Raw genomic sequence first — 17,605 nt, 5'->3', positions numbered from 1 at the left:
GTGGTCTGTACCCGTATCGCTGCGTTAGCAACAGCCCGTTACTTTAGGGACTGGAAAATCAGTTTCCGACCGCTCGTTGTGGTCGGGTCAGCGCATGATCCGGTTCGAGCGCGCCATAACCTTGGCTCGCGACTTCTCGGCTTCGCCGTGAATGGCGATGGCAGTCGCCGTGACAAGAGATGCCATCATGGTGAGGGCGAGAGCGAAGACGAGCATGGGAAACTCTCCGGTTTGTGCTGCATCAACGGAACGTTAAGCCATTTCGTTCCAGGCCTCGGTGGAGACGATGTTCAGTGATGCTGATTGTCTCTGTTGCGTCCCGACTTGCAGTCTGCGGCCGAAGGATCGCTGAAGTTTTAACGGGAGGCTTCGGCCCCGCCGTGCCTGATTGCCTCGTCGAATCTTGGTTACTCCGATGACAACGCTCCGCACAGCTCTCTATGCCGGCTCGTTCGACCCGCCGACAAATGGCCATCTCGACGTCCTGACGGGCGCCCTGCGGCTGTTCGACGAGATCGTCGTCGCCATCGGCATCCACCCTGGCAAAACCCCTCTGTTTTCGGCTGAGGAGCGCGCCGATCTGGTGCTGCGATGCGTCGAGGGGAGAGGACGCGTGCGCGTCTCGTTCTTCTCGGATCTGGTGATCGACGAGGCGCGTCGCCAAGGTGTGTCGGCGCTCGTTCGTGGCCTACGCGACGCGACCGACTTCGACTACGAGATGCAGATGAGTGGCATGAACGGCGCGATGGCGCCGGAGATCGCCACGGTGTTCCTGCCGGCATCCCCGGCGGTGAGGCCCATTACCGCCACATTGGTCCGCCAGATCGCGCAGATGGGCGGCGACGTATCGAGCTTCGTGCCGGACGTTGTCGCGCAAGCCCTGAAAACCAGATTGGGGCGGCCCTGAGCCGCCCGGGAGTGACTTGGATGAAGCTGTTCGCGATCTTGGGTCTGTCGGCGATGATGGCGTCGGCCGCGGTTCCGGCGGCGTTCGCGCAGACCGCGAGCCCTGCCAACACGATGGTCATCACCACCGACAAGGGCGAGATCGACGTGGCGCTGCGCCCCGACCTTGCGCCGAAGCATGTCGAACAGATCGAGGCGCTGGCGAAGGAAGGCTTCTACAACGGCGTCGTGTTCCACCGAGTGATCGACGGCTTCATGGCGCAGACCGGCGATCCGACGGGCACCGGCACCGGTGGTTCGGAGCGTCCCGACCTCAAGGCTGAGTTCTCGAAGGAGCCGTTCAAGCGCGGAACCGTCGGCATGGCACGCTCGTCCAGCCCCGATTCCGCCAATTCGCAGTTCTTCATCATGCTGGCCGATGGCGACTTCCTGAACGGCCAGTACACCGTGGTCGGTCAGGTCACGAAGGGCATGGACGTGGTCGACAAGATCAAGAAGGGCAGCGAGTCCGACAACGGTCAGGTCGAGAACCCCGACAAGATGGTCGCCGTGAAGATGGCGTCCGACGCCAAGTAAGCGCTCTGCCGCCCTTGCAACCACAGGGGCGATCGGCCATTGACCACCCATCAGGATGGCCCGGTAGCCCCGGGCCATCCGTCGTTTGCAGACCAGGAGGAAGGCCATGACCTTCGAGAACCCGGAAGACACGCTCGTCCTCGAGACCACCAAGGGCCGTGTCGTCATCAAGCTTCGCCCTGACCTGGCCCCCGGCCACGTCGCCCGCGTCAAGGAGCTGGCGCGCGAGAAGTTCTACGATGGCGTGGTGTTCCACCGCGTGATCGATGGCTTCATGGCCCAGACCGGCGACCCGACGGGGACCGGCACCGGCGGCTCAGACAAGCCGGACCTAAAGGCCGAGTTTTCGTCCGAGTCGCACAAGCGCGGCACGGTTTCGGCCGCACGCACGGCAAACCCGAACTCGGCGAACTCGCAGTTCTTCATCTGCTTCGAGCGGGCTCCCTGGCTCGACAAGCAGTACTCCGTCTGGGGTGAAGTGATCGAGGGCATGGACGTCGTCGATCAGATCAAGAAGGGCGAGCCGGTTCGCGATCCCGACGCGATCACCACCCTGCGCGTCGCCGCTGACATCTAAGGATAGCTGACGCGTGAAGGTCGATCTCTTCGACTTCGAGCTTCCCGAAGACCGGATCGCCTTGCGTCCGGCCGTTCCGCGGGAAGCGGCGCGTCTTCTCCATCTCCCGGCGGACGGATCCGTGTCCGACCGCCGGGTCGACGACCTGCCATCGCTTCTTCGAAAAGGCGACGTGCTCGTCTTCAACGACACGAAGGTCATTCCCGCGCGGCTCGACGGTCTGCGCCGCCGCGAAGGACAACGCGACGGAGAAGGTGTCGCAGCCATCGAGGCGACGCTTCACCTTCGCGAGACCCCTGATTCCTGGCGTAGCTTCGTTCGGCCCGCCAAACGTGTTCGCATGGGCGATCGCATCGAGTTCGGCGTTGGTCAAGCGGACGAGAACCCTCCGCTCTCGGCCGTCGTCGCCGAGAAGGGCGAAGGCGGAGAGGTGGTCCTGCGCTTCGATCGGTCGGGCGCCGATCTCGATGTCGGCATTGCCCTCGTCGGTCACTTGCCGTTGCCCCCTTACATCGCGTCGAAGCGGCCCGAGGACGATCAGGATCGCGCCGACTATCAGACGATCTATGCCCGTCACGATGGCGCCGTCGCTGCGCCGACGGCCGGGCTGCATTTTACGCCGGAACTGAGCGGGCGGCTGGAAGCGGCTGGGATCGCGAGCGAGTATCTGACGCTGCATGTCGGGGCGGGAACCTTCCTCCCGGTGAAGGCCGATGACACCGCGGCCCATCGCATGCATGCCGAGATCGGTCTCCTCGACGAGCGCGTCGCCGCACGACTGAATACGGCCAAGCGCGAGGGCCGACGCATCGTCGCGGTGGGCACGACGTCGCTGCGGCTGCTTGAGAGCGCGGCGGACGAAGACGGGACATTGCGGCCGTTCCAGGCGCCGACGAGCATTTTCATCACCCCTGGCTATCGCTTTCGTGCCGTCGACGCGCTGATGACGAATTTCCATCTGCCGCGTTCGACACTCTTCATGCTTGTTTCCGCCTTTTGCGGGTTGGAGCGGATGAAGGCCGCCTACGATCATGCGATCGCTTCGGGCTATCGTTTCTATTCCTACGGCGACGCGTCGCTGCTGGAACGAATGGACATCGAGACATGACCGCTGCCGAGTTCGGGTTTCGCCTTCTGGCGCAGGATGGCAAGGCGCGTCGCGGCGAGATTTCAATGCCGCGCGGCACCGTCCGCACGCCTGCCTTCATGCCGGTGGGTACGGCCGGCACGGTCAAGGCGATGTATCTCGACCAGGTGCGGGATCTCGGCTCCGACATCATCCTCGGCAACACCTACCACCTGATGCTGCGACCGGGTGCCGAGCGCGTCGGGCGGCTCGGTGGGCTGCATGAGTTCGCGCGCTGGCCCTATCCGATCCTCACCGATTCCGGCGGCTTCCAGATCATGTCGCTCGCCAATCTGCGCAAGATGAGCGAGGCCGGCGTCACCTTCCGCTCGCACATCGACGGCTCGGTCCACGAGCTGACGCCGGAGCGGTCGATCGAGATCCAGGGCCTCCTCGACAGCGACATCCAGATGCAGCTCGACGAGTGCATCCGCCTGCCGGCCGAGTATCCCGAGATCGAGCGGGCCATGGAGCTTTCGTTGCGTTGGGCGGAACGCTCGGCGAAGGCGTTCGGCACGCAGCCGGGCAAGGCGATGTTCGGCATCGTGCAGGGCGGCGACAAGCCGGACCTGCGCATTCGTTCGGCCGAACGGCTGACGGCGATGGACCTGAAAGGCTACGCGGTGGGCGGCTTGGCCGTGGGCGAGCCACAAGCGGTGATGCTCGAAACGCTGAACGAGACCCTGCCGTCCCTTCCGGTCGAGAAACCGCGGTACCTGATGGGCGTCGGTACGCCCGATGACATCCTGCAATCGGTGGCACGCGGCATCGACATGTTCGATTGCGTTATGCCGACCCGAGCGGGGCGCCATGGACTGGCATTCACGGCCGATGGCCGGGTCAACCTGAAGAATGCCCGGCATGGCGAAGACACGCGGCCGCTGGACGAGGCCTCGAATTGTCCGGCAACGCGCGACTATTCACGCGCCTATCTCCACCATCTCGTCCGATCCGATGAGGCCTTGGCGGGCATGCTGCTGACCTGGAACAACCTCGCCTACTATCAGTCGCTCATGGACGGCATGCGACGTGCCATCGAGGCCGGCCGCTTCGCCGACTTCGCAGCTGAGACCACCGACCGATGGGACAGGGGCGAGGCGGCGAGGAAAGCGGCTTAACCTCGGTCGTCAGGCCCCGACGTCGTTGCCCTTGCGGATCTGGCAGCCTGAGATCTTCAACGTGCCGTCCGGCTGACGCTCCAGTGTGTAGCTGGCGATCCAACTCTGTCCCGCCTTGTCCGACAGGAACACCTCCTGCCGCAGCCCCGCACCTTCCGGCTTCATGGCGCCGAAGGTGACGTTGCTCGACTGGTAGACCGGCGGATAGCCTCGCTCCACCATCGTCATGAAAATGTCCGGGTTCGGAAAGATCTGCCGAATGTTCGGCGCGGCGTAGCCATAGGCACCCGCGCCGTCGGCCGCCTTGAACGCGTCGAGCTGGCCGCTGATCGCGCTACGCGCGTCCGATGCATCGTCTGCATATGCGGACTGAAGCGGGGCGAGCGATGCGAGACCGATGACGAAAACGGTGCTGAGGAGAACGCTGCGCATGCGGGGGCTCCTTCGAATGATCGTTTCTCAAGGATCGGGCGCAATCCGCCGTTCGGCAAGTCCGGCGACCGGATGAACCTCTCCGCGTGCCAAAACGTCGCGGGTCCACCAATTTGAGTCTTACGCAGCGTTCGTCACGCAGTCCCGTCAAGGAACTGCGAGGAACCATGGGGAGCCGTTGTGGAAGCCGACGGTGCACCAAGCGTTTGGAAGCTCCTTGACCCTCCCATCATGGGAAGCCCCATATGAGAAGGGTGAGCAACGTCGAAGTTGCAGATCCTGTTAGTCGTGAGCGCCTCATGTCACTCGCCGCCTCGTCGTTTCCCGAGCCACCCATCTCATCCCCGACGGTCAGGCTTCCCATCGCAGGCATGTCCTGTGCCTCTTGTGTCGGGCGCGTCGAGAGTGCGCTGGCTGCGGTGCCGGGCGTGCGCGAGGCCAACGTCAATCTCGCGACGGAACGAGCCGACATCCATCTGACGCGACCGACGGAGTTGGCCGCGCTGATCGCGGCCATCGAGGATGCGGGTTACGACGTTCCCAACGAGACCGTGACCCTTGCGGTGGACGAGATGAGTTGCGCCTCTTGCACTGGGCGGGTCGAGCAGGCGCTGTCGGCCGTGCCCGGCGTCAGGGAGGCGAACGTGAACCTCGCGACGGGCCGCGCTTGGGTGGTGACGGTGCGCGGATCGAGCACGCAGGCGCTTGTCGCTGCGGCGACCGATGCCGGTTACGGAGCTCGGGTCGTGGTGGATGGTGCCGCCACCAGCGACGACGCGGCGATGCGCCGGGCGGCTGAGGAGGCCGACCTCAGGCGCTCGCTTGCGGTCGCGATCGCCTTGGCCCTGCCGGTCTTCGTCCTTGAAATGGGGTCGCATCTTGGGCTGATGCTCGGGTTCGCGCCCGTCCACATCGTCTCGACGCAGACGAGTTGGACCGCGCAATTCGCCCTCGCGACGCTGGCTTTGGTCGGCCCCGGCCGCCGCTTCTTCGCCAAAGGCGTTCCGGCGCTTCTTCGCGGCGCGCCGGATATGAACTCGCTCGTCGCGCTCGGCACCGGCGCAGCCTACCTCTACTCCGTCGTAGCGACATTCGTCCCGAGCGTCCTGCCGGACGGCACGGCGTATGTCTATTACGAGGCTGCGGTGGTCATCATCGCCCTCGTGCTGCTCGGTCGCACGCTCGAGGCTCGGGCGAGAGGTCGCACCTCGCAGGCGATTCAGCGGCTGGTGCGCCTGCGCCCGCACATGGCGACCGTCCTGCGCGACGGAAGAGCCACGTCGGTACCGATCTCGGACGTTGCGCGCGGCGATATCGTCTTGGTGAGACCCGGCGAAAGCGTCGCCGTCGATGGCGAGGTGACGGACGGCGCCAGCTTCGTCGACGAGGCGATGATCACCGGCGAGCCCGTGCCGGTGTCGAAACGCGCCGGCTCCACCGTCGTTGGCGGAACCGTGAACGGTTCGGGGTCGCTGACGGTTCGTGCCGGCGATGTTGGTGACGCCGCGGTTCTGGCCCGCATCATTCGCCTGGTCGAAGATGCTCAGGGCGGCAAGCTGCCGATCCAGGCGCTCGTGGACCGCGTGACGCTCTGGTTCGTGCCGGCGGTGATGGCCGCAGCCGCCCTGACGTTCGTCGTCTGGATGGTGTTCGGCCCGACGCCATCGCTGGGCCTCGCCCTCGTCAATGCCGTCGCCGTCCTCATCATCGCCTGCCCCTGCGCCATGGGACTGGCGACGCCGACTTCGATCATGGTCGGTACGGGCCGCGCGGCGGAAACGGGTATCCTGTTTCGCAAGGGCGAGGCATTGCAGCGCCTTAAAGACGCGCGGGTCGTTGCGCTCGACAAGACGGGCACGCTCACCGTGGGTCGCCCCGTCCTGACCGACTTCGTCACCGCGCCCGGCTTCGAGCGCGACGATGTGCTGGCGTTGATCGCGGCAGTCGAGACGCGATCGGAGCATCCGATCGGCCGCGCGATCGTCGACGCGGCGGAAGCCGAGGGGCTGCTTCTTCCGTCGGTGTCCGGTTTCAAGACGACGGCCGGCCTCGGCATCGAGGCGTTGGCTGGCGAGCGCCGTGTCGCGGTCGGGTCCGATCGCCTGATGCAGCACATGAGGCTCGACGTTTCCACCTTTGCCGAGGCGGCGGCTCGGCTGGCAGGCGACGCCAGGTCACTCCTTTACGCAGCGATCGACGGTCGGCTGGCCGCGCTCATCGCGGTGTCCGATCCCGTGAAGGAGACGACCCCGGCTGCCATCGCAGCACTTCATGCGCTTGGCCTGAAGGTCGCGATGGTTACCGGCGACAACCGTCGCACGGCGGAGGCGATCGCCCGGCGGCTGGGGATCGACGAGGTGGTGGCGGAGGTCATGCCGGACGGCAAGGTCGCCGCGATCGAGCGTCTGCGGGCGACTTACGGCGCGGTGGCCTTCGTGGGCGACGGCATCAACGACGCGCCGGCGCTGGCATCGGCCGATATCGGGCTCGCGATCGGTACGGGAACCGACATCGCCATCGAGGCCGCCGATGTCGTGCTGATGAGCGGTGCCCTGACCGGCGTACCGGACGCGATCGCGCTATCGCGCGCCACGATCCGCAACATCAGCCAGAACCTGTTCTGGGCGTTCGCCTACAATATTGCACTGGTGCCGGTGGCTGCCGGAATCCTGTATCCGCTGAACGGCACGCTGCTATCGCCGGTCTTTGCAGCGGGCGCGATGGCGCTGTCCAGCGTCTTCGTGCTCGCCAACGCCCTGCGGCTTCGCAGCTTTCGCGTGCCCTCTACCGATTGAAGCGGCAGGTCGGGCGTAGAGGCCGCGTCACCGACTGCGGCCTGAAAGACCGATGACGCACCTGATATCACGCAGGAGAACGGCAAGATGAACATCGGCGAAGCCGCGAAGGCCTCGGGCGTCTCGGCCAAGATGATCCGCTATTACGAGGCGACGAAGCTCATCCCGTCCGCCGGCCGCTCACCGGCCGGGTATCGGACCTATACGCAGAGCGACATCCACACGCTCGGCTTCATCCGGCGGGCGCGCAATCTCGGCTTCACGATGGACGGGATTTCGGCGCTGCTGGCCCTCTGGCAGGATCGGGACCGACCGAGCCGCGAGGTCAAGCGGATCGTCCGCTCGCATGTCGAGGATCTGGAGCGGCGCGTCGCGGAGCTTCAAGCCATGCTCGATACCTTGAAGGATCTCGAATCCTGCTGTCATGGCAACGACCGGCCGGACTGCCCCATCCTGCGCGATCTCGCCTCCAGCAAAGGCCAGAGCGCTGACATGAAGGTGCCGATTCCAAGCCGGTTGAATACGCTCTGACAGCGAGACGCCACCCATGAGGCGGCGTCAGGCGTGCGGCGGAAGCGCCATACCGGCCCGGCGCGCGGCGAGATTGTCGAGGGTGCGGTGAGTCCGCAGCGAGAGTTGCGGGCCGAAGCGCATGTAGAAGGGCGCGGCGCGCAAGGGTTCGAGGCGGAGCGACAGGTCGGCGTCTGGCACCCCGAGCGCCCATTCGGCGAGAATGCCACCCAGCATCGAGCCGGTGGGAACGCCCCGACCGGACAGGCCGGTGAGCGCCACTGCGCCCGGCGCCAGCGCATAGAGGCGCGGCACGGTCTTCACCTGCATGTCGAGTTCGCCGAACCAGAAATAGTCCCAGCGGATCTCCTCGCGGATTTGCGGGTGCAGCCATTTCAGGCGGTCGCTCATGACCTGCTTCGTGTAGGCGATGTCGCGCCCACGCCGGCCCATCGGGAACATCGAGGCGACGATGCGCCCGGCGGCGTCGTACTTGTAGACGTAGATGTCGCCGCGCCCGTCGTGGATCGTCGTGTTCTCCGGCAGCACGGTGCGGCGGGTCTCGTCCGACAGCGGCTGCGTCGCCGCCACGAAGACGCGCAGGATGCGGAAGGTCCGGTCGAGCTTCGGCCAGCCTCCGACCGTGTAGGCGCCGCTTGCGAAGATGACCTTCTCGGCCGTGACGCTGCCGGTGGCGGTCTCGATCCGCCAGCGCCCACCCTGCGGCGTCGCCCTGGTGACAGCCGAGGCGGTGTGCAGCGTGACGCCTTCCTGCATCGCGGCGCGCGCGAGGCCACGGGCGTATCCGAGCGGATTGAGATGGCCTGCCTCGGAATGGAACCAGCCGCCGAGGAAGCGCGGCGAGCCGGTCACCGCCTCCACCTCGTCGCGGCCGAGCAGCCGCGTCTTCGCGCCCACCGCATTGTACTGGTCGACCTTGGCTTTCGCGGCGTCCAGCGCCTTGGGGTGCAGCGCCCCCATCACATAGCCGTTCTGCAACCACTCGCACGAGATCTGGTAGTCGCGGATCATCGCGCCGACGCGGTCGTTGGCGCGCGTCTGGCGCTGGATCAGACGCTCGGCCCAAGGCTCACCGAGCATGCGGCGCAGCGCCGGAAGATCGTAATGGGTGAAGGTCGGCGTGCAATGGCCGGCATTGCGGCCCGAGCCGCCGAAGCCCGCCTCCTGCGCTTCCAGCACCGTGACACGGACGCCCGCCCGCGCCAGGTCAAGCGCCGTGGTGAGGCCGGTATATCCGGCGCCGACGATGCAGACATCGGCTTGCACGTCGCCGTCGAGCGGTTCGGTATGCGGTGCGGGCTCGGCGGTGGCGTACCAGAGGGTGGCGTCGAAGGGCGAAAAACGGGGCATGGGCGGGGACCCCTCAGCCGTTGTCGCTGCGGGCGTCGAGCGCGTCGCGCAGGCCGTCGCCGACGAAATTGAAGCCGGTGACGGCGAGCGTGATGGCGACGCCCGGCACGATGGCGAGCCATGGCGCGGAGGCCAGATATTGCTGGGCACCGTTCAGCATGTTGCCCCAGGATGGCAACGGCGGCTGGATGCCGTAGCCGAGGAACGAGACATAGGCTTCGAGAAGGATGGCGCGGGCGATCGTCAGCGTCGCCGCGACGATGATCGGCCCGGCGACGTTCGGCAGGATCTCGCGGAACATGATCCAGCCGTTGGAGAGGCCGAGCATCCGCGCTGCGAGGACGAAATCGCGCTCGCGCAGCGACCGCACCTCGGCCTCGACGATGCGCGCGATCTCCATCCAGCTCGTCACCGCGATGATCAGCGTGATCATGATCGGGCTCGGCTTGATGAAGGAGGCGAGCGCCAGCAGCAGGAAGATCGAGGGAAAGGCGAGGAAGGCGTCGACGACGCGCATCAGCACGGTGCCGAGGCGCCCGCCGCGATAGCCCGCCACGATGCCGATCGTGCCGCCGATGGCGATCGACACGATCATCGCGCAGACGCCGACGAGGAGCGAGATGCGCCCCGCCATGAACAGGCGCGCGGCGATGTCGCGGCCCAGAGGATCTGTGCCGAAGATGTGGGCGCCGGTCAGCGGCGGTGCGAAGCGCGCGCGAAGGTCGATATGCAGCTGGTCGAAGGGCAGGAGCCAAGGCCCTACGACGCAGGCGAGCGTCAGGACGACGATGATGGCGAGCCCCACCACCGCGAGCCGATGGCGCAGGAAGCGCCGAAGCGTGCGGTTGTCGCGAAGGGTGCCGCTCCGCCGGATCGGCACGGTCGGGGTGATCGCGGTCATCGCCGTCTCCTCAGGCCAGTCGGATGCGGGGGTCGACGAAGGCGGTGAGGAGATCGGCCAGCAGATTGCCGATCAGCACCATCACCGCCGAGAACATCAGGAGGCCCATCACAACGGGATAGTCGTTGTAGCCGAGGCTATCGAGGAACAGGCGGCCCATGCCCGGCCAGGTGAACACCGTTTCGGTGACGAGCGCGCCGCCGAGGATGGCGGGCACCTGCAGGCCGGCGAGCGTGATCATCGGCAGGAGGGCGTTGCCGACGACGTGCTTCAGGAGCACCCGGCGCGAGGTCAGCCCCTTGGCGCGCGCCGTGCGCACGAAGTCCTGATTGATGACGTCGAGTGTCGCGGTGCGCATGTAGCGGCTCCAGATCGCGACATCGACCAGGGCGAGCACCAGCGCCGGCAGCACGAGATGCCAGGCGTAGTCGAGGAAGGAGGCGTCGCCGATCGTGTACATGTTGCCGGCCGGAAACCAGCCGAGCTTCAGCGAGAAGACGTAGATGGCGATGAGGCCGAACCAGAAGGTGGGCACCGACAGGGCGACCATAGCGCCGACCGTCGCGGCATAGTCGAAGATCGAGTAGCGCTTCACCGCGCCGCGAATGCCGATGAACGTGCCGAGCCCGATGGCGATCGCCGTCGAGGTGCCCATCAGGAGCAGCGTCGCGGGCAGATGGCCGCCAATGATCGCCAAGACGGGGCGTCCATCGCGGAACGAGGTGCCCCAGTCGCCGCGGACCAGGCGCCAGAGCCAGTCCGCGTACTGGACGAGGATCGGGCGATCGAGGCCCATCTGCGCGGCGATCTTGTCGAGCTCCGCCTTCGAGATGCCCGGCGTCAGCGAGAATTGCGACATCGGGCCGCCCGGCGCGAGCAGGAGAACGCAATAGCCGATGAGCGACACGAGAAAGAGGAGCACGAGGCTCTGGCCGAGGCGGCCGGCGAGATATCGAGCCATGGCAAGCCGATCCCTTCGAACGGGGCCGGGAGCGGAGCGCTCCGGGCGCGAGGCGTGGGTCGAGGCGGGGACGCGCGACGCGGGGCGGCAGGAGCCGCCCCGACGAATGCGTCAGGCCCAGGCCCAGGTGTTCACGTTCCAGGTGTCGATGCGCACGTTGACGTTCGGGACGTAGCCCGCGGCGCCCGTCTTGTAGCCGCCGACCGAGACGTACTGGAACATCGGCAGGAAGGGCAGGTCGTGGCGGACCTGTTCCTGCAGCTTGAGATAGACGGCCTTGCGCTCGTCCGGCACGAAGACCTTGCCGCCGTCCGTCAGCAGCTTGTCGACTTCGGGGCTGGCATATTGCCAGCAGTTCTGACCGGCGCCGCCCTTGGCGCCGATCGAGGTCGACATGAAGTAGTCGGACGTGTCCGGGTCGGGGCCGGTGAGGAAGTCGAGCCCGACGACCACCGTGTCGAACTGCGACATCATCCAGTATTCGCCCCACATCACCGCCGGCGGCAGGTTCGAGATCGTCATCTCGACACCGATTTCGCCGAAGGACTGCTGCATGAACTGCTGAACCTGCTCGCGCAGATGGTTCCCGGAGGTGGTGGAGTTCGAGAAGGAGAGGCGCACCCCGTCCTTGGCGCGAATGCCATCGGCGCCCGGCACCCAGCCGGCCTCGTCGAGCAGGGCCTTCGCCTTGTCGAGATCGTATTCGTGCTTTGGGAGATCGGGATTGAAGTAGAAGGACTGCGCCGGCGTGTAGCTCTCGGTGGGCTTAGGCAGGCCGTAGTAGAGCGCGTCGATGATCGTCTGCTTGTCGAGCGCGTGGTAGAGCGCCTGACGCACCGCCAGATCCTTGAACTGCGGCTTCTCCATGTTGAACGTCACGGACTCGACCGTGCCGCGGGGCAGAAGGAGAATGTCCTTACCGTCGAGGGCCTTGGCTTCCTCGTAGTGATCCGGCGTGATCCACTGCAGGCCGACGACGTCGATGTCGCCGGACTTGAACTGCGTGTAAAGGACGTTGAGGTCCGGAATGTACTTGAAGATGAAGCGCTCGAGATAGGGACCGTCGCCGAAATAGTCGGTGTTGGCCGCCAGCTCGATATGGTCGCCGGCGACCCGGTTGACCCACTTGAACGGGCCGGTGCCGATCGGTGCGTTGTTGAAGGGCGCGGCGTTCTTGTCGGCGACGCCGTCGAAGGCGTGCTTGGGCACGATGAAGGTGGACGCCAGAATGGACGGGTAGGGCGCGTAGGGCTTGTCCATGCGCCAGGTGATCTCGGTCGGCGAGACCACGGTGAGATCGCGCACCAGATCGTGGCCGCCGCGCCGCCAGGAGCGGAAGTCGGGATCGACGAGCAGTTCGATCGTGAACTTGACGTCCTCGGCGGTGAAGGGCTTGCCGTCGTGCCAGGTGACACCCTCGCGCAGCTTCACCTTCCATTGCAGCCCGTCGGCGGAAATGCCGCCGTTCTCGACCGTCGGCACCTCGGCGGCGAGGCCGGGATAGAACTTGCCTGCGGGATCGACGCCGAAGAGGGGATCGAAGACCGCGAAATGGACGCCCTCGTCCACCTCGATATGGAGGAGATGCGGGTTGAAGACGGTCGGCTCCTGGCTGAACCCAATGACGGTCTGGCCCTTCGGCGCGGCCGGCGTCTGCGCGCTGGCGGATCCGAACCGCGGCAGGCCGGAGATCACGAGGCCGGAGGCGCTGAGGCCCATCAGGGTCAGCGCCTGCCGCCGGTTGGGGCGGAAGGGTGTGCGATCGCTGCTGCTCATGGCGTACTCCTGTCGTCGAGGAAGGGGACTGTGCTGCACGCGGGGGCCGGCACCGCCGGGTTGGAGGGACGCTAGAAACCGCTGATCAGCTCGATCTTCGAGCCGTCGGAAAAGCGCGAGAAGCGAAAGTCGTGGGGGTCGACGAGCGGCGGCCGGTCGGTGACGATGTCGGCCATCAGGCGTCCGGCGGCGGGGCCGATGCCGAAGCCGTGGCCGGAAAACCCGGTGGCGATGTGAAAACCGGGAATGGCGTCGACGGGCGAGATCACCGGCACGGCGTCGGGCGTCACGTCGATATAGCCGGCCCAGCCCTGCGCGATCTCGGCCTTCTCGAAGACCGGGAAGTTCTCGCGCAGCGCCTTGAAGGCTCGGTCGGTGATAGCCTTGACGGGCTTCGGGTCGAGCACCCGATTGTATTCGAAGGGCGAGGCCTCATCGAGCGCCCAGTTTCGATCCATGCGCATCTCGTCGGTGAAACGTCCACCCAGGCGGAAGCGTAGCGAACGCCATTCGGAGCGCAGCGAGGGCACGAAATCGCGCGCATGGCGGAACGAGTCGGGCACGATGTCGACGACGTTCTCGTGGCCCGAGGCCACCGTGTAGCCGCCGTCACGGCGCTTGCGGATGGCGAAATCCTGCGCCCAGACCGCCTGGTCGGGGCCGCCCTCGAGCGGCTTGGTGCGCAGCACGCTGTTGAGGACCTTCAGCTGCGGCAGGTCGATGCCGAAACGGTTCGAGAAGAGGCTCGACCACGCTCCGCCGGCCAGAACCACCGAGCCACAGGCGATCGAGCCGCGTTCGGTGACGACGCCGGACACCCTCCCGCCGGTCGTCTCGATGCCGCGCACGGCACATTCGGTAAGGACGTGGGCGCCATGCTCTCGCGCGGCCTCGGCGATGGCGGGCGCCGCCTTCTGCGGCTCGGCCCGGCCATCGGTCGGCGTGTAGAGCGCGCCCTTTGCGGTCATGCGCGACCCCGGCAGGAGCTCGTCGAGCTCGCGCGCCGAAAGCATGCGATGCTCGATCTGGTAGGGCTCGAGGTTGCGGCCCCAGCGCTCGTGCTCGGCCAGCGACTGGTCGTCGGCGCAGGTGAAGACGATACCGGCGCGCGTGTAGCCGGTGGGGCGGCCGATGCGCTCGTCGAGCCCCTGCCAGATCCGCAGGGCCTCAGCCATGAGCGGCACCTCGCGCGGATCGCGGCGTGAGATGCGCACCCAGCCCCAGTTGCGGCTGGACTGCTCGTGGCCGATGCCGCCCTTCTCGCACAGCGCCACGGAGACGCCGCGCTCGGCCAGTTCCAGCGCCGTTGAGGCGCCGATGATGCCACTGCCGATGACGACGACATCCACCTTTTCGGGGAGGTCGGCACCGCCGTGGAACGGATCGACATAGGGACCGGGCATGTCAGAAGCTCTCCTCGAGCTGGCAGTTGACGGCGAACTCGGCGACGCTCGCGGTGTTGGAAAGGCCGATGAGCATCGAGACGATGCCAGCGAGTTCCGCCGCGCTCGTCATCGCCGCTTCGTCGCGATCGGTCAGCGCCCGGGCCATGTCGGTGCCGACGAAGCCGGGGCAGACGGCGGTGGCGCGGATGCCACGGTCGAAGCCGCATTGTCGAATTCCGTGGGCCAGCGCCACGGCGGCGAACTTGGTCATCGAGTAAAGGCCGGATGTCGGCGACTTCACCCGCTTGCCCGACAGCGACGCCAGGACGATCACCCGGCCCCGGCCGGTGGCGGCCAGCGGCTCGAAGGCAGCCTTGGCCAGCCGACGCGGCGCCTTGACGTTGACCGCCAGCATGGCGTCGAGATCCTCGTCTTCGGCCTCGATGACGGTCTTGGGGATCATCAATCCGGCATTGGCGACGATCGCGTCGATGCGGCCGAAGCGCTCTAGGGCCGCCGCGACCCATTCGACCTCGCCGCCGGCCGCGGCATCGTAGCGCTGGAGATGGGTGCGCTCCGGGTCGGCGAAGGTGGGCAGAGCCGGTTCGCGCATGCCCAACGACAGGTGCCAGCCCTCGGCGGCGAGGCGCTCGGCGATGGCGAGGCCGATACCGCGCGAGGCGCCGGAGATCAGGGCGACGCGGCGCGGCGCGGGGGTGTCGGTCGCGCTCAAGCGCTTGCTCCCTTGTTGGCGACTATGCGCCAGTAGATCCGGCGCAGGTGCTCCACGAGCATCGCGTACTCCTCGTCGTCGGTGCCCGCGAAGAAGTCGCGCGACTCCTTGAGGATGGCGCGCACTGTGATGGCGAGGGCCTCGCCCTTCACGGTCAGGAACAGGGCCTGCGCCCTTGAATCGTCGCCGGCCACCTCGCGCCGGATGAGGCCGTGGCCTTCCATGTCATCGAGGACACGGCCCATGGCCGAGCGGTCCTTGAGGATCACCTCGGCGATGACGGAAGGGCGGATGCCCGGATGATTGCCGACGAGAAAGAGGGTGGTGATCTTGCCAGTGCCACGCGCGACGTCGAGCCCTTCGAGCCGCCGATCGAGATCGCGTGTCACCGCGATGTTGATCGTGCGCACGAAGAAGTTGAGCGTCCTGTCGAGGATGTCGAGGTCGATATCCTCGGCCTTCAACGCCCTCGCATTCGCAATCTCGGCCGACCCGTGCGGCATTCCCCGCGCCCTTCGCAAGCCTCCGCTTCCCGGTCCGGCGCATGCCGAACAGGCTCGTCCCGAGGAGCCCGGGACAGCGGAAACGTTCATTCGATGAGGCGACTATCCCTCCGATAGTGGACAAGAACAACTATAATTTCAGCTTTATCGCGAGATTTTTGAGCGGCTGCACATTCTGCCTCGTTTTGCGCCGCACGCATGCCGAACAGGCAGCGTGCGAACGCAATCCGGCCCTTGCTCAGGCCGCGTGATCCCAGTCCGCCCCCGGGATCGCGGCAACGAGGCTCTGCGTGTAGGCATGTTCGGGCCGATGGAAGATCTGCGAGGGCGGCCCGAACTCGACCATCCGCCCGCGATGCATCACGCCCACCACGTCGCAAAGCCGGCTGGCGACGCGCAGGTCATGCGTGATGAAAACCATCGCGACCCCGGTCTCGGCCTGAATTGTCTCCAGAAGGTCGAGAATCTGCGCCTGGATTGAAACGTCGAGCGCCGACACGGCCTCGTCTGCGACAATGACGAGCGGATCGAACATCAGCGCCCGCGCGATGCCGACGCGCTGCCGTTGGCCGCCGGAAAACTCGTGCGGATAGCGGTCGTAGGCGCCTTCGTCGAGCCCAACGAGGGCCAGCAGCCTTGCCGCCTTGGCGCGGGCTTCCGTTGCGGAGACGCCGTGCGCCATCGGCCCGACCGTCAGCAGCCGGCCGACGGTCAGCCGCGGATTGAGCGAGGCGAACGGATCCTGGAAGATCATCTGGATGTAGGGGCGAAGGGCCCGGAACTCGGTTTCCGGCATTGGCGCGATGTCGCGTCCGTCGAAGAGGATCTGCCCGCCGTCGCTGTCGAGCAGCTTCATCACGAGGCGGCCCAGCGTCGACTTGCCGGACCCGGACTCACCGACGATGCCGACCGTCTGGCCCTTGCAGACGGTGAAGGACACGTCGTCCACTGCCTGGATCTCGAGGGCCCGGCCGAAAAAGGAGCCGCTCATGCGATAGGTCTTGGCGAGCGAGCGAACCTCCAGCACGACGGGGGAATCGTCCTTCACGGAGCGGTCGATAGTGCGCATTCGCGGCACTGCCGCGATGAGGCGCTGCGTATAGGGATGGACGGGCGAACCCAGCACGCCTGCCGCCGGGCCACTCTCCACCGCGAAGCCCTTTTCCATCACGATCACCCGGTCGGCGATGTCGGCGACGACGCCGAAATCATGAGTGATGAACATGACGCCCATCGATTTGCGCCGCTGAATGGCGGCGATGAGTTCGAGGATCTGCGCCTGCGTCGTCACGTCGAGGGCGGTGGTCGGTTCGTCGGCGATGAGGATGTCGGGATCGAGGGCCAGCGCCATCGCGATCATCACGCGCTGGCGCTGGCCACCGGAAAGCCGGAACGGGTATTGATGCCGGATCGTCTCGGGATCGGGCAGGCCGACCTCGGTGAGCAGATCCACGACGCGCGCTGCCCGGTCACGCGGGGCCTGTGCGGGATGAGCGTCCATGACTTCCAGGATCTGGTCACCGATCGTCATCAGCGGGTTGAGCGCCGAGAGTGGATCCTGGAACACGATCGAGACGATGCGCCCACGCAGCGAGCGCAGATCCGCCGGCGAGGCCCCAAGAAGATCGGCTCCCTGAAGCCGGATCCGGCCGCTTGCGATCTTCAGCGTGGAGGGCAGCAGTCCCATCACCGCGTTGGCCGTGACCGACTTACCCGACCCGGACTCCCCGATGATGCACAGGATTTCACCGGCCCGCAGTTCGAACGACAGGCCTCGCACCGCATGAGGCCGGTCCATACCGACGGGAAGCGCGACGGTCAGGTCCTCCACCACGAGAAGCGAAGCATCGGTCTGCGGCGCGTTGGCTGTCATGCTGAGATCTCCGGCGAGGCCACGAGATGCGGATCATTTCCGGTTCGAGGCAGCAAATCCAG

At 66.4% G+C, this 17,605-nt stretch carries 17 protein-coding genes; 7 read left to right on the top strand and 10 right to left on the bottom strand.

What is annotated here, in order from left to right:
• Positions 1-87 precede the first annotated feature (87 nt).
• Entirely contained in the window at positions 88-216 is a 129-nt protein-coding gene (locus AUL33_RS22910; RefSeq protein ID WP_280137790.1) for a hypothetical protein, read from the bottom strand.
• 199 nt (positions 217-415) lie between these two features.
• Between AUL33_RS22910 and coaD the strand changes: the two genes are divergently transcribed.
• The 5 genes from coaD (at position 416) to tgt (ending at position 4,303) form a co-directional block, all read left to right on the top strand.
• A complete protein-coding gene (coaD, locus tag AUL33_RS00725; protein WP_062202635.1) occupies positions 416-907 on the top strand; it encodes a pantetheine-phosphate adenylyltransferase in 492 nt (163 codons plus the stop codon).
• Positions 908-927: 20 nt separating this feature from the next.
• A complete protein-coding gene (locus AUL33_RS00720; protein ID WP_062202633.1) occupies positions 928-1,482 on the top strand; it encodes a peptidylprolyl isomerase in 555 nt (184 codons plus the stop codon).
• 106 nt (positions 1,483-1,588) lie between these two features.
• Positions 1,589-2,059 carry a peptidylprolyl isomerase gene (locus AUL33_RS00715; protein ID WP_062202631.1) on the top strand — a complete coding sequence of 157 codons (471 nt, stop codon included), beginning with the start codon at positions 1,589-1,591 and terminating at the stop codon, positions 2,057-2,059.
• A gap of 13 nt (positions 2,060-2,072) precedes the next feature.
• Positions 2,073-3,167, top strand: a complete 1,095-nt coding sequence (queA, locus tag AUL33_RS00710; RefSeq protein ID WP_062202630.1) for a tRNA preQ1(34) S-adenosylmethionine ribosyltransferase-isomerase QueA — start codon at positions 2,073-2,075, stop codon at positions 3,165-3,167.
• Positions 3,164-4,303 carry a tRNA guanosine(34) transglycosylase Tgt gene (tgt, locus tag AUL33_RS00705; protein WP_062202628.1) on the top strand — a complete coding sequence of 380 codons (1,140 nt, stop codon included), beginning with the start codon at positions 3,164-3,166 and terminating at the stop codon, positions 4,301-4,303. Before queA ends, tgt begins: the two co-directional genes overlap by 4 nt.
• Before the next feature lie 9 nt (positions 4,304-4,312).
• Here the strand turns inward: tgt and AUL33_RS00700 are convergent, their stop codons facing one another.
• Positions 4,313-4,735 carry a DUF4864 domain-containing protein gene (locus AUL33_RS00700; RefSeq protein ID WP_082652227.1) on the bottom strand — a complete coding sequence of 141 codons (423 nt, stop codon included), beginning with the start codon at positions 4,733-4,735 and terminating at the stop codon, positions 4,313-4,315.
• A gap of 299 nt (positions 4,736-5,034) precedes the next feature.
• Between AUL33_RS00700 and AUL33_RS00695 the strand changes: the two genes are divergently transcribed.
• Together AUL33_RS00695 and cueR are read left to right on the top strand one after the other, a co-directional pair.
• Entirely contained in the window at positions 5,035-7,530 is a 2,496-nt protein-coding gene (locus tag AUL33_RS00695; RefSeq protein ID WP_082652226.1) for a heavy metal translocating P-type ATPase, read from the top strand.
• Between the two features lie 87 nt (positions 7,531-7,617).
• Positions 7,618-8,061, top strand: a complete 444-nt coding sequence (gene cueR / locus AUL33_RS00690) for a Cu(I)-responsive transcriptional regulator (protein ID WP_062202624.1) — start codon at positions 7,618-7,620, stop codon at positions 8,059-8,061.
• A gap of 27 nt (positions 8,062-8,088) precedes the next feature.
• On the opposite strand, the gene AUL33_RS00685 is transcribed toward cueR, so the two are convergent.
• From AUL33_RS00685 to AUL33_RS00650, 8 genes are all read right to left on the bottom strand, one after another.
• A complete protein-coding gene (locus tag AUL33_RS00685; protein ID WP_062202623.1) occupies positions 8,089-9,411 on the bottom strand; it encodes an FAD-binding oxidoreductase in 1,323 nt (440 codons plus the stop codon).
• A gap of 13 nt (positions 9,412-9,424) precedes the next feature.
• On the bottom strand, positions 9,425-10,312 hold the full coding sequence (locus tag AUL33_RS00680; RefSeq protein WP_062202621.1) for an ABC transporter permease: 888 nt from the start codon (positions 10,310-10,312) through the stop codon (positions 9,425-9,427).
• A gap of 10 nt (positions 10,313-10,322) precedes the next feature.
• The gene (locus AUL33_RS00675; protein ID WP_062202618.1) at positions 10,323-11,273 is read right to left on the bottom strand and encodes an ABC transporter permease; all 951 of its coding nucleotides are present in this window, start codon (positions 11,271-11,273) and stop codon (positions 10,323-10,325) included.
• Between the two features lie 111 nt (positions 11,274-11,384).
• Positions 11,385-13,049, bottom strand: coding sequence for a peptide ABC transporter substrate-binding protein (locus tag AUL33_RS00670; RefSeq protein ID WP_062202616.1), 1,665 nt, complete (start codon positions 13,047-13,049; stop codon positions 11,385-11,387).
• A 71-nt stretch (positions 13,050-13,120) separates the two neighbouring features.
• Positions 13,121-14,452 carry an FAD-binding oxidoreductase gene (locus AUL33_RS00665; RefSeq protein WP_062202614.1) on the bottom strand — a complete coding sequence of 444 codons (1,332 nt, stop codon included), beginning with the start codon at positions 14,450-14,452 and terminating at the stop codon, positions 13,121-13,123.
• 1 nt (position 14,453) lies between these two features.
• The gene (locus tag AUL33_RS00660) at positions 14,454-15,167 is read right to left on the bottom strand and encodes an SDR family NAD(P)-dependent oxidoreductase (protein WP_062202612.1); all 714 of its coding nucleotides are present in this window, start codon (positions 15,165-15,167) and stop codon (positions 14,454-14,456) included.
• Entirely contained in the window at positions 15,164-15,670 is a 507-nt protein-coding gene (locus AUL33_RS00655) for a MarR family winged helix-turn-helix transcriptional regulator (protein WP_062202610.1), read from the bottom strand. The genes AUL33_RS00660 and AUL33_RS00655 overlap by 4 nt, the downstream gene beginning before the upstream one ends.
• Before the next feature lie 238 nt (positions 15,671-15,908).
• Positions 15,909-17,543, bottom strand: a complete 1,635-nt coding sequence (locus tag AUL33_RS00650) for an ABC transporter ATP-binding protein (RefSeq protein ID WP_062202608.1) — start codon at positions 17,541-17,543, stop codon at positions 15,909-15,911.
• Positions 17,544-17,605: the final 62 nt, after the last annotated feature.

This window comes from Aureimonas sp. AU12, from assembly GCF_001463705.1.
Lineage (GTDB): Bacteria > Pseudomonadota > Alphaproteobacteria > Rhizobiales > Rhizobiaceae > Aureimonas.
The sequence above is the reverse complement of the archived record's forward strand: the minus strand, read 5'-3'. Positions and strand labels throughout refer to the sequence as shown.

Coding starts and splice junctions, on each gene's coding strand:
- AUL33_RS22910 (WP_280137790.1), bottom strand. CDS start 216: ATGCTCGTCTTCGCTCTCGCCCTCACCATGATGGCATCTCTTGTCACG.
- coaD (WP_062202635.1), top strand. CDS start 416: ATGACAACGCTCCGCACAGCTCTCTATGCCGGCTCGTTCGACCCGCCG.
- AUL33_RS00720 (WP_062202633.1), top strand. CDS start 928: ATGAAGCTGTTCGCGATCTTGGGTCTGTCGGCGATGATGGCGTCGGCC.
- AUL33_RS00715 (WP_062202631.1), top strand. CDS start 1,589: ATGACCTTCGAGAACCCGGAAGACACGCTCGTCCTCGAGACCACCAAG.
- tgt (WP_062202628.1), top strand. CDS start 3,164: ATGACCGCTGCCGAGTTCGGGTTTCGCCTTCTGGCGCAGGATGGCAAG.
- AUL33_RS00700 (WP_082652227.1), bottom strand. CDS start 4,735: ATGCGCAGCGTTCTCCTCAGCACCGTTTTCGTCATCGGTCTCGCATCG.
- AUL33_RS00695 (WP_082652226.1), top strand. CDS start 5,035: ATGTCACTCGCCGCCTCGTCGTTTCCCGAGCCACCCATCTCATCCCCG.
- cueR (WP_062202624.1), top strand. CDS start 7,618: ATGAACATCGGCGAAGCCGCGAAGGCCTCGGGCGTCTCGGCCAAGATG.
- AUL33_RS00685 (WP_062202623.1), bottom strand. CDS start 9,411: ATGCCCCGTTTTTCGCCCTTCGACGCCACCCTCTGGTACGCCACCGCC.
- AUL33_RS00680 (WP_062202621.1), bottom strand. CDS start 10,312: ATGACCGCGATCACCCCGACCGTGCCGATCCGGCGGAGCGGCACCCTT.
- AUL33_RS00675 (WP_062202618.1), bottom strand. CDS start 11,273: ATGGCTCGATATCTCGCCGGCCGCCTCGGCCAGAGCCTCGTGCTCCTC.
- AUL33_RS00670 (WP_062202616.1), bottom strand. CDS start 13,049: ATGAGCAGCAGCGATCGCACACCCTTCCGCCCCAACCGGCGGCAGGCG.
- AUL33_RS00665 (WP_062202614.1), bottom strand. CDS start 14,452: ATGCCCGGTCCCTATGTCGATCCGTTCCACGGCGGTGCCGACCTCCCC.
- AUL33_RS00655 (WP_062202610.1), bottom strand. CDS start 15,670: ATGCCGCACGGGTCGGCCGAGATTGCGAATGCGAGGGCGTTGAAGGCC.
- AUL33_RS00650 (WP_062202608.1), bottom strand. CDS start 17,543: ATGACAGCCAACGCGCCGCAGACCGATGCTTCGCTTCTCGTGGTGGAG.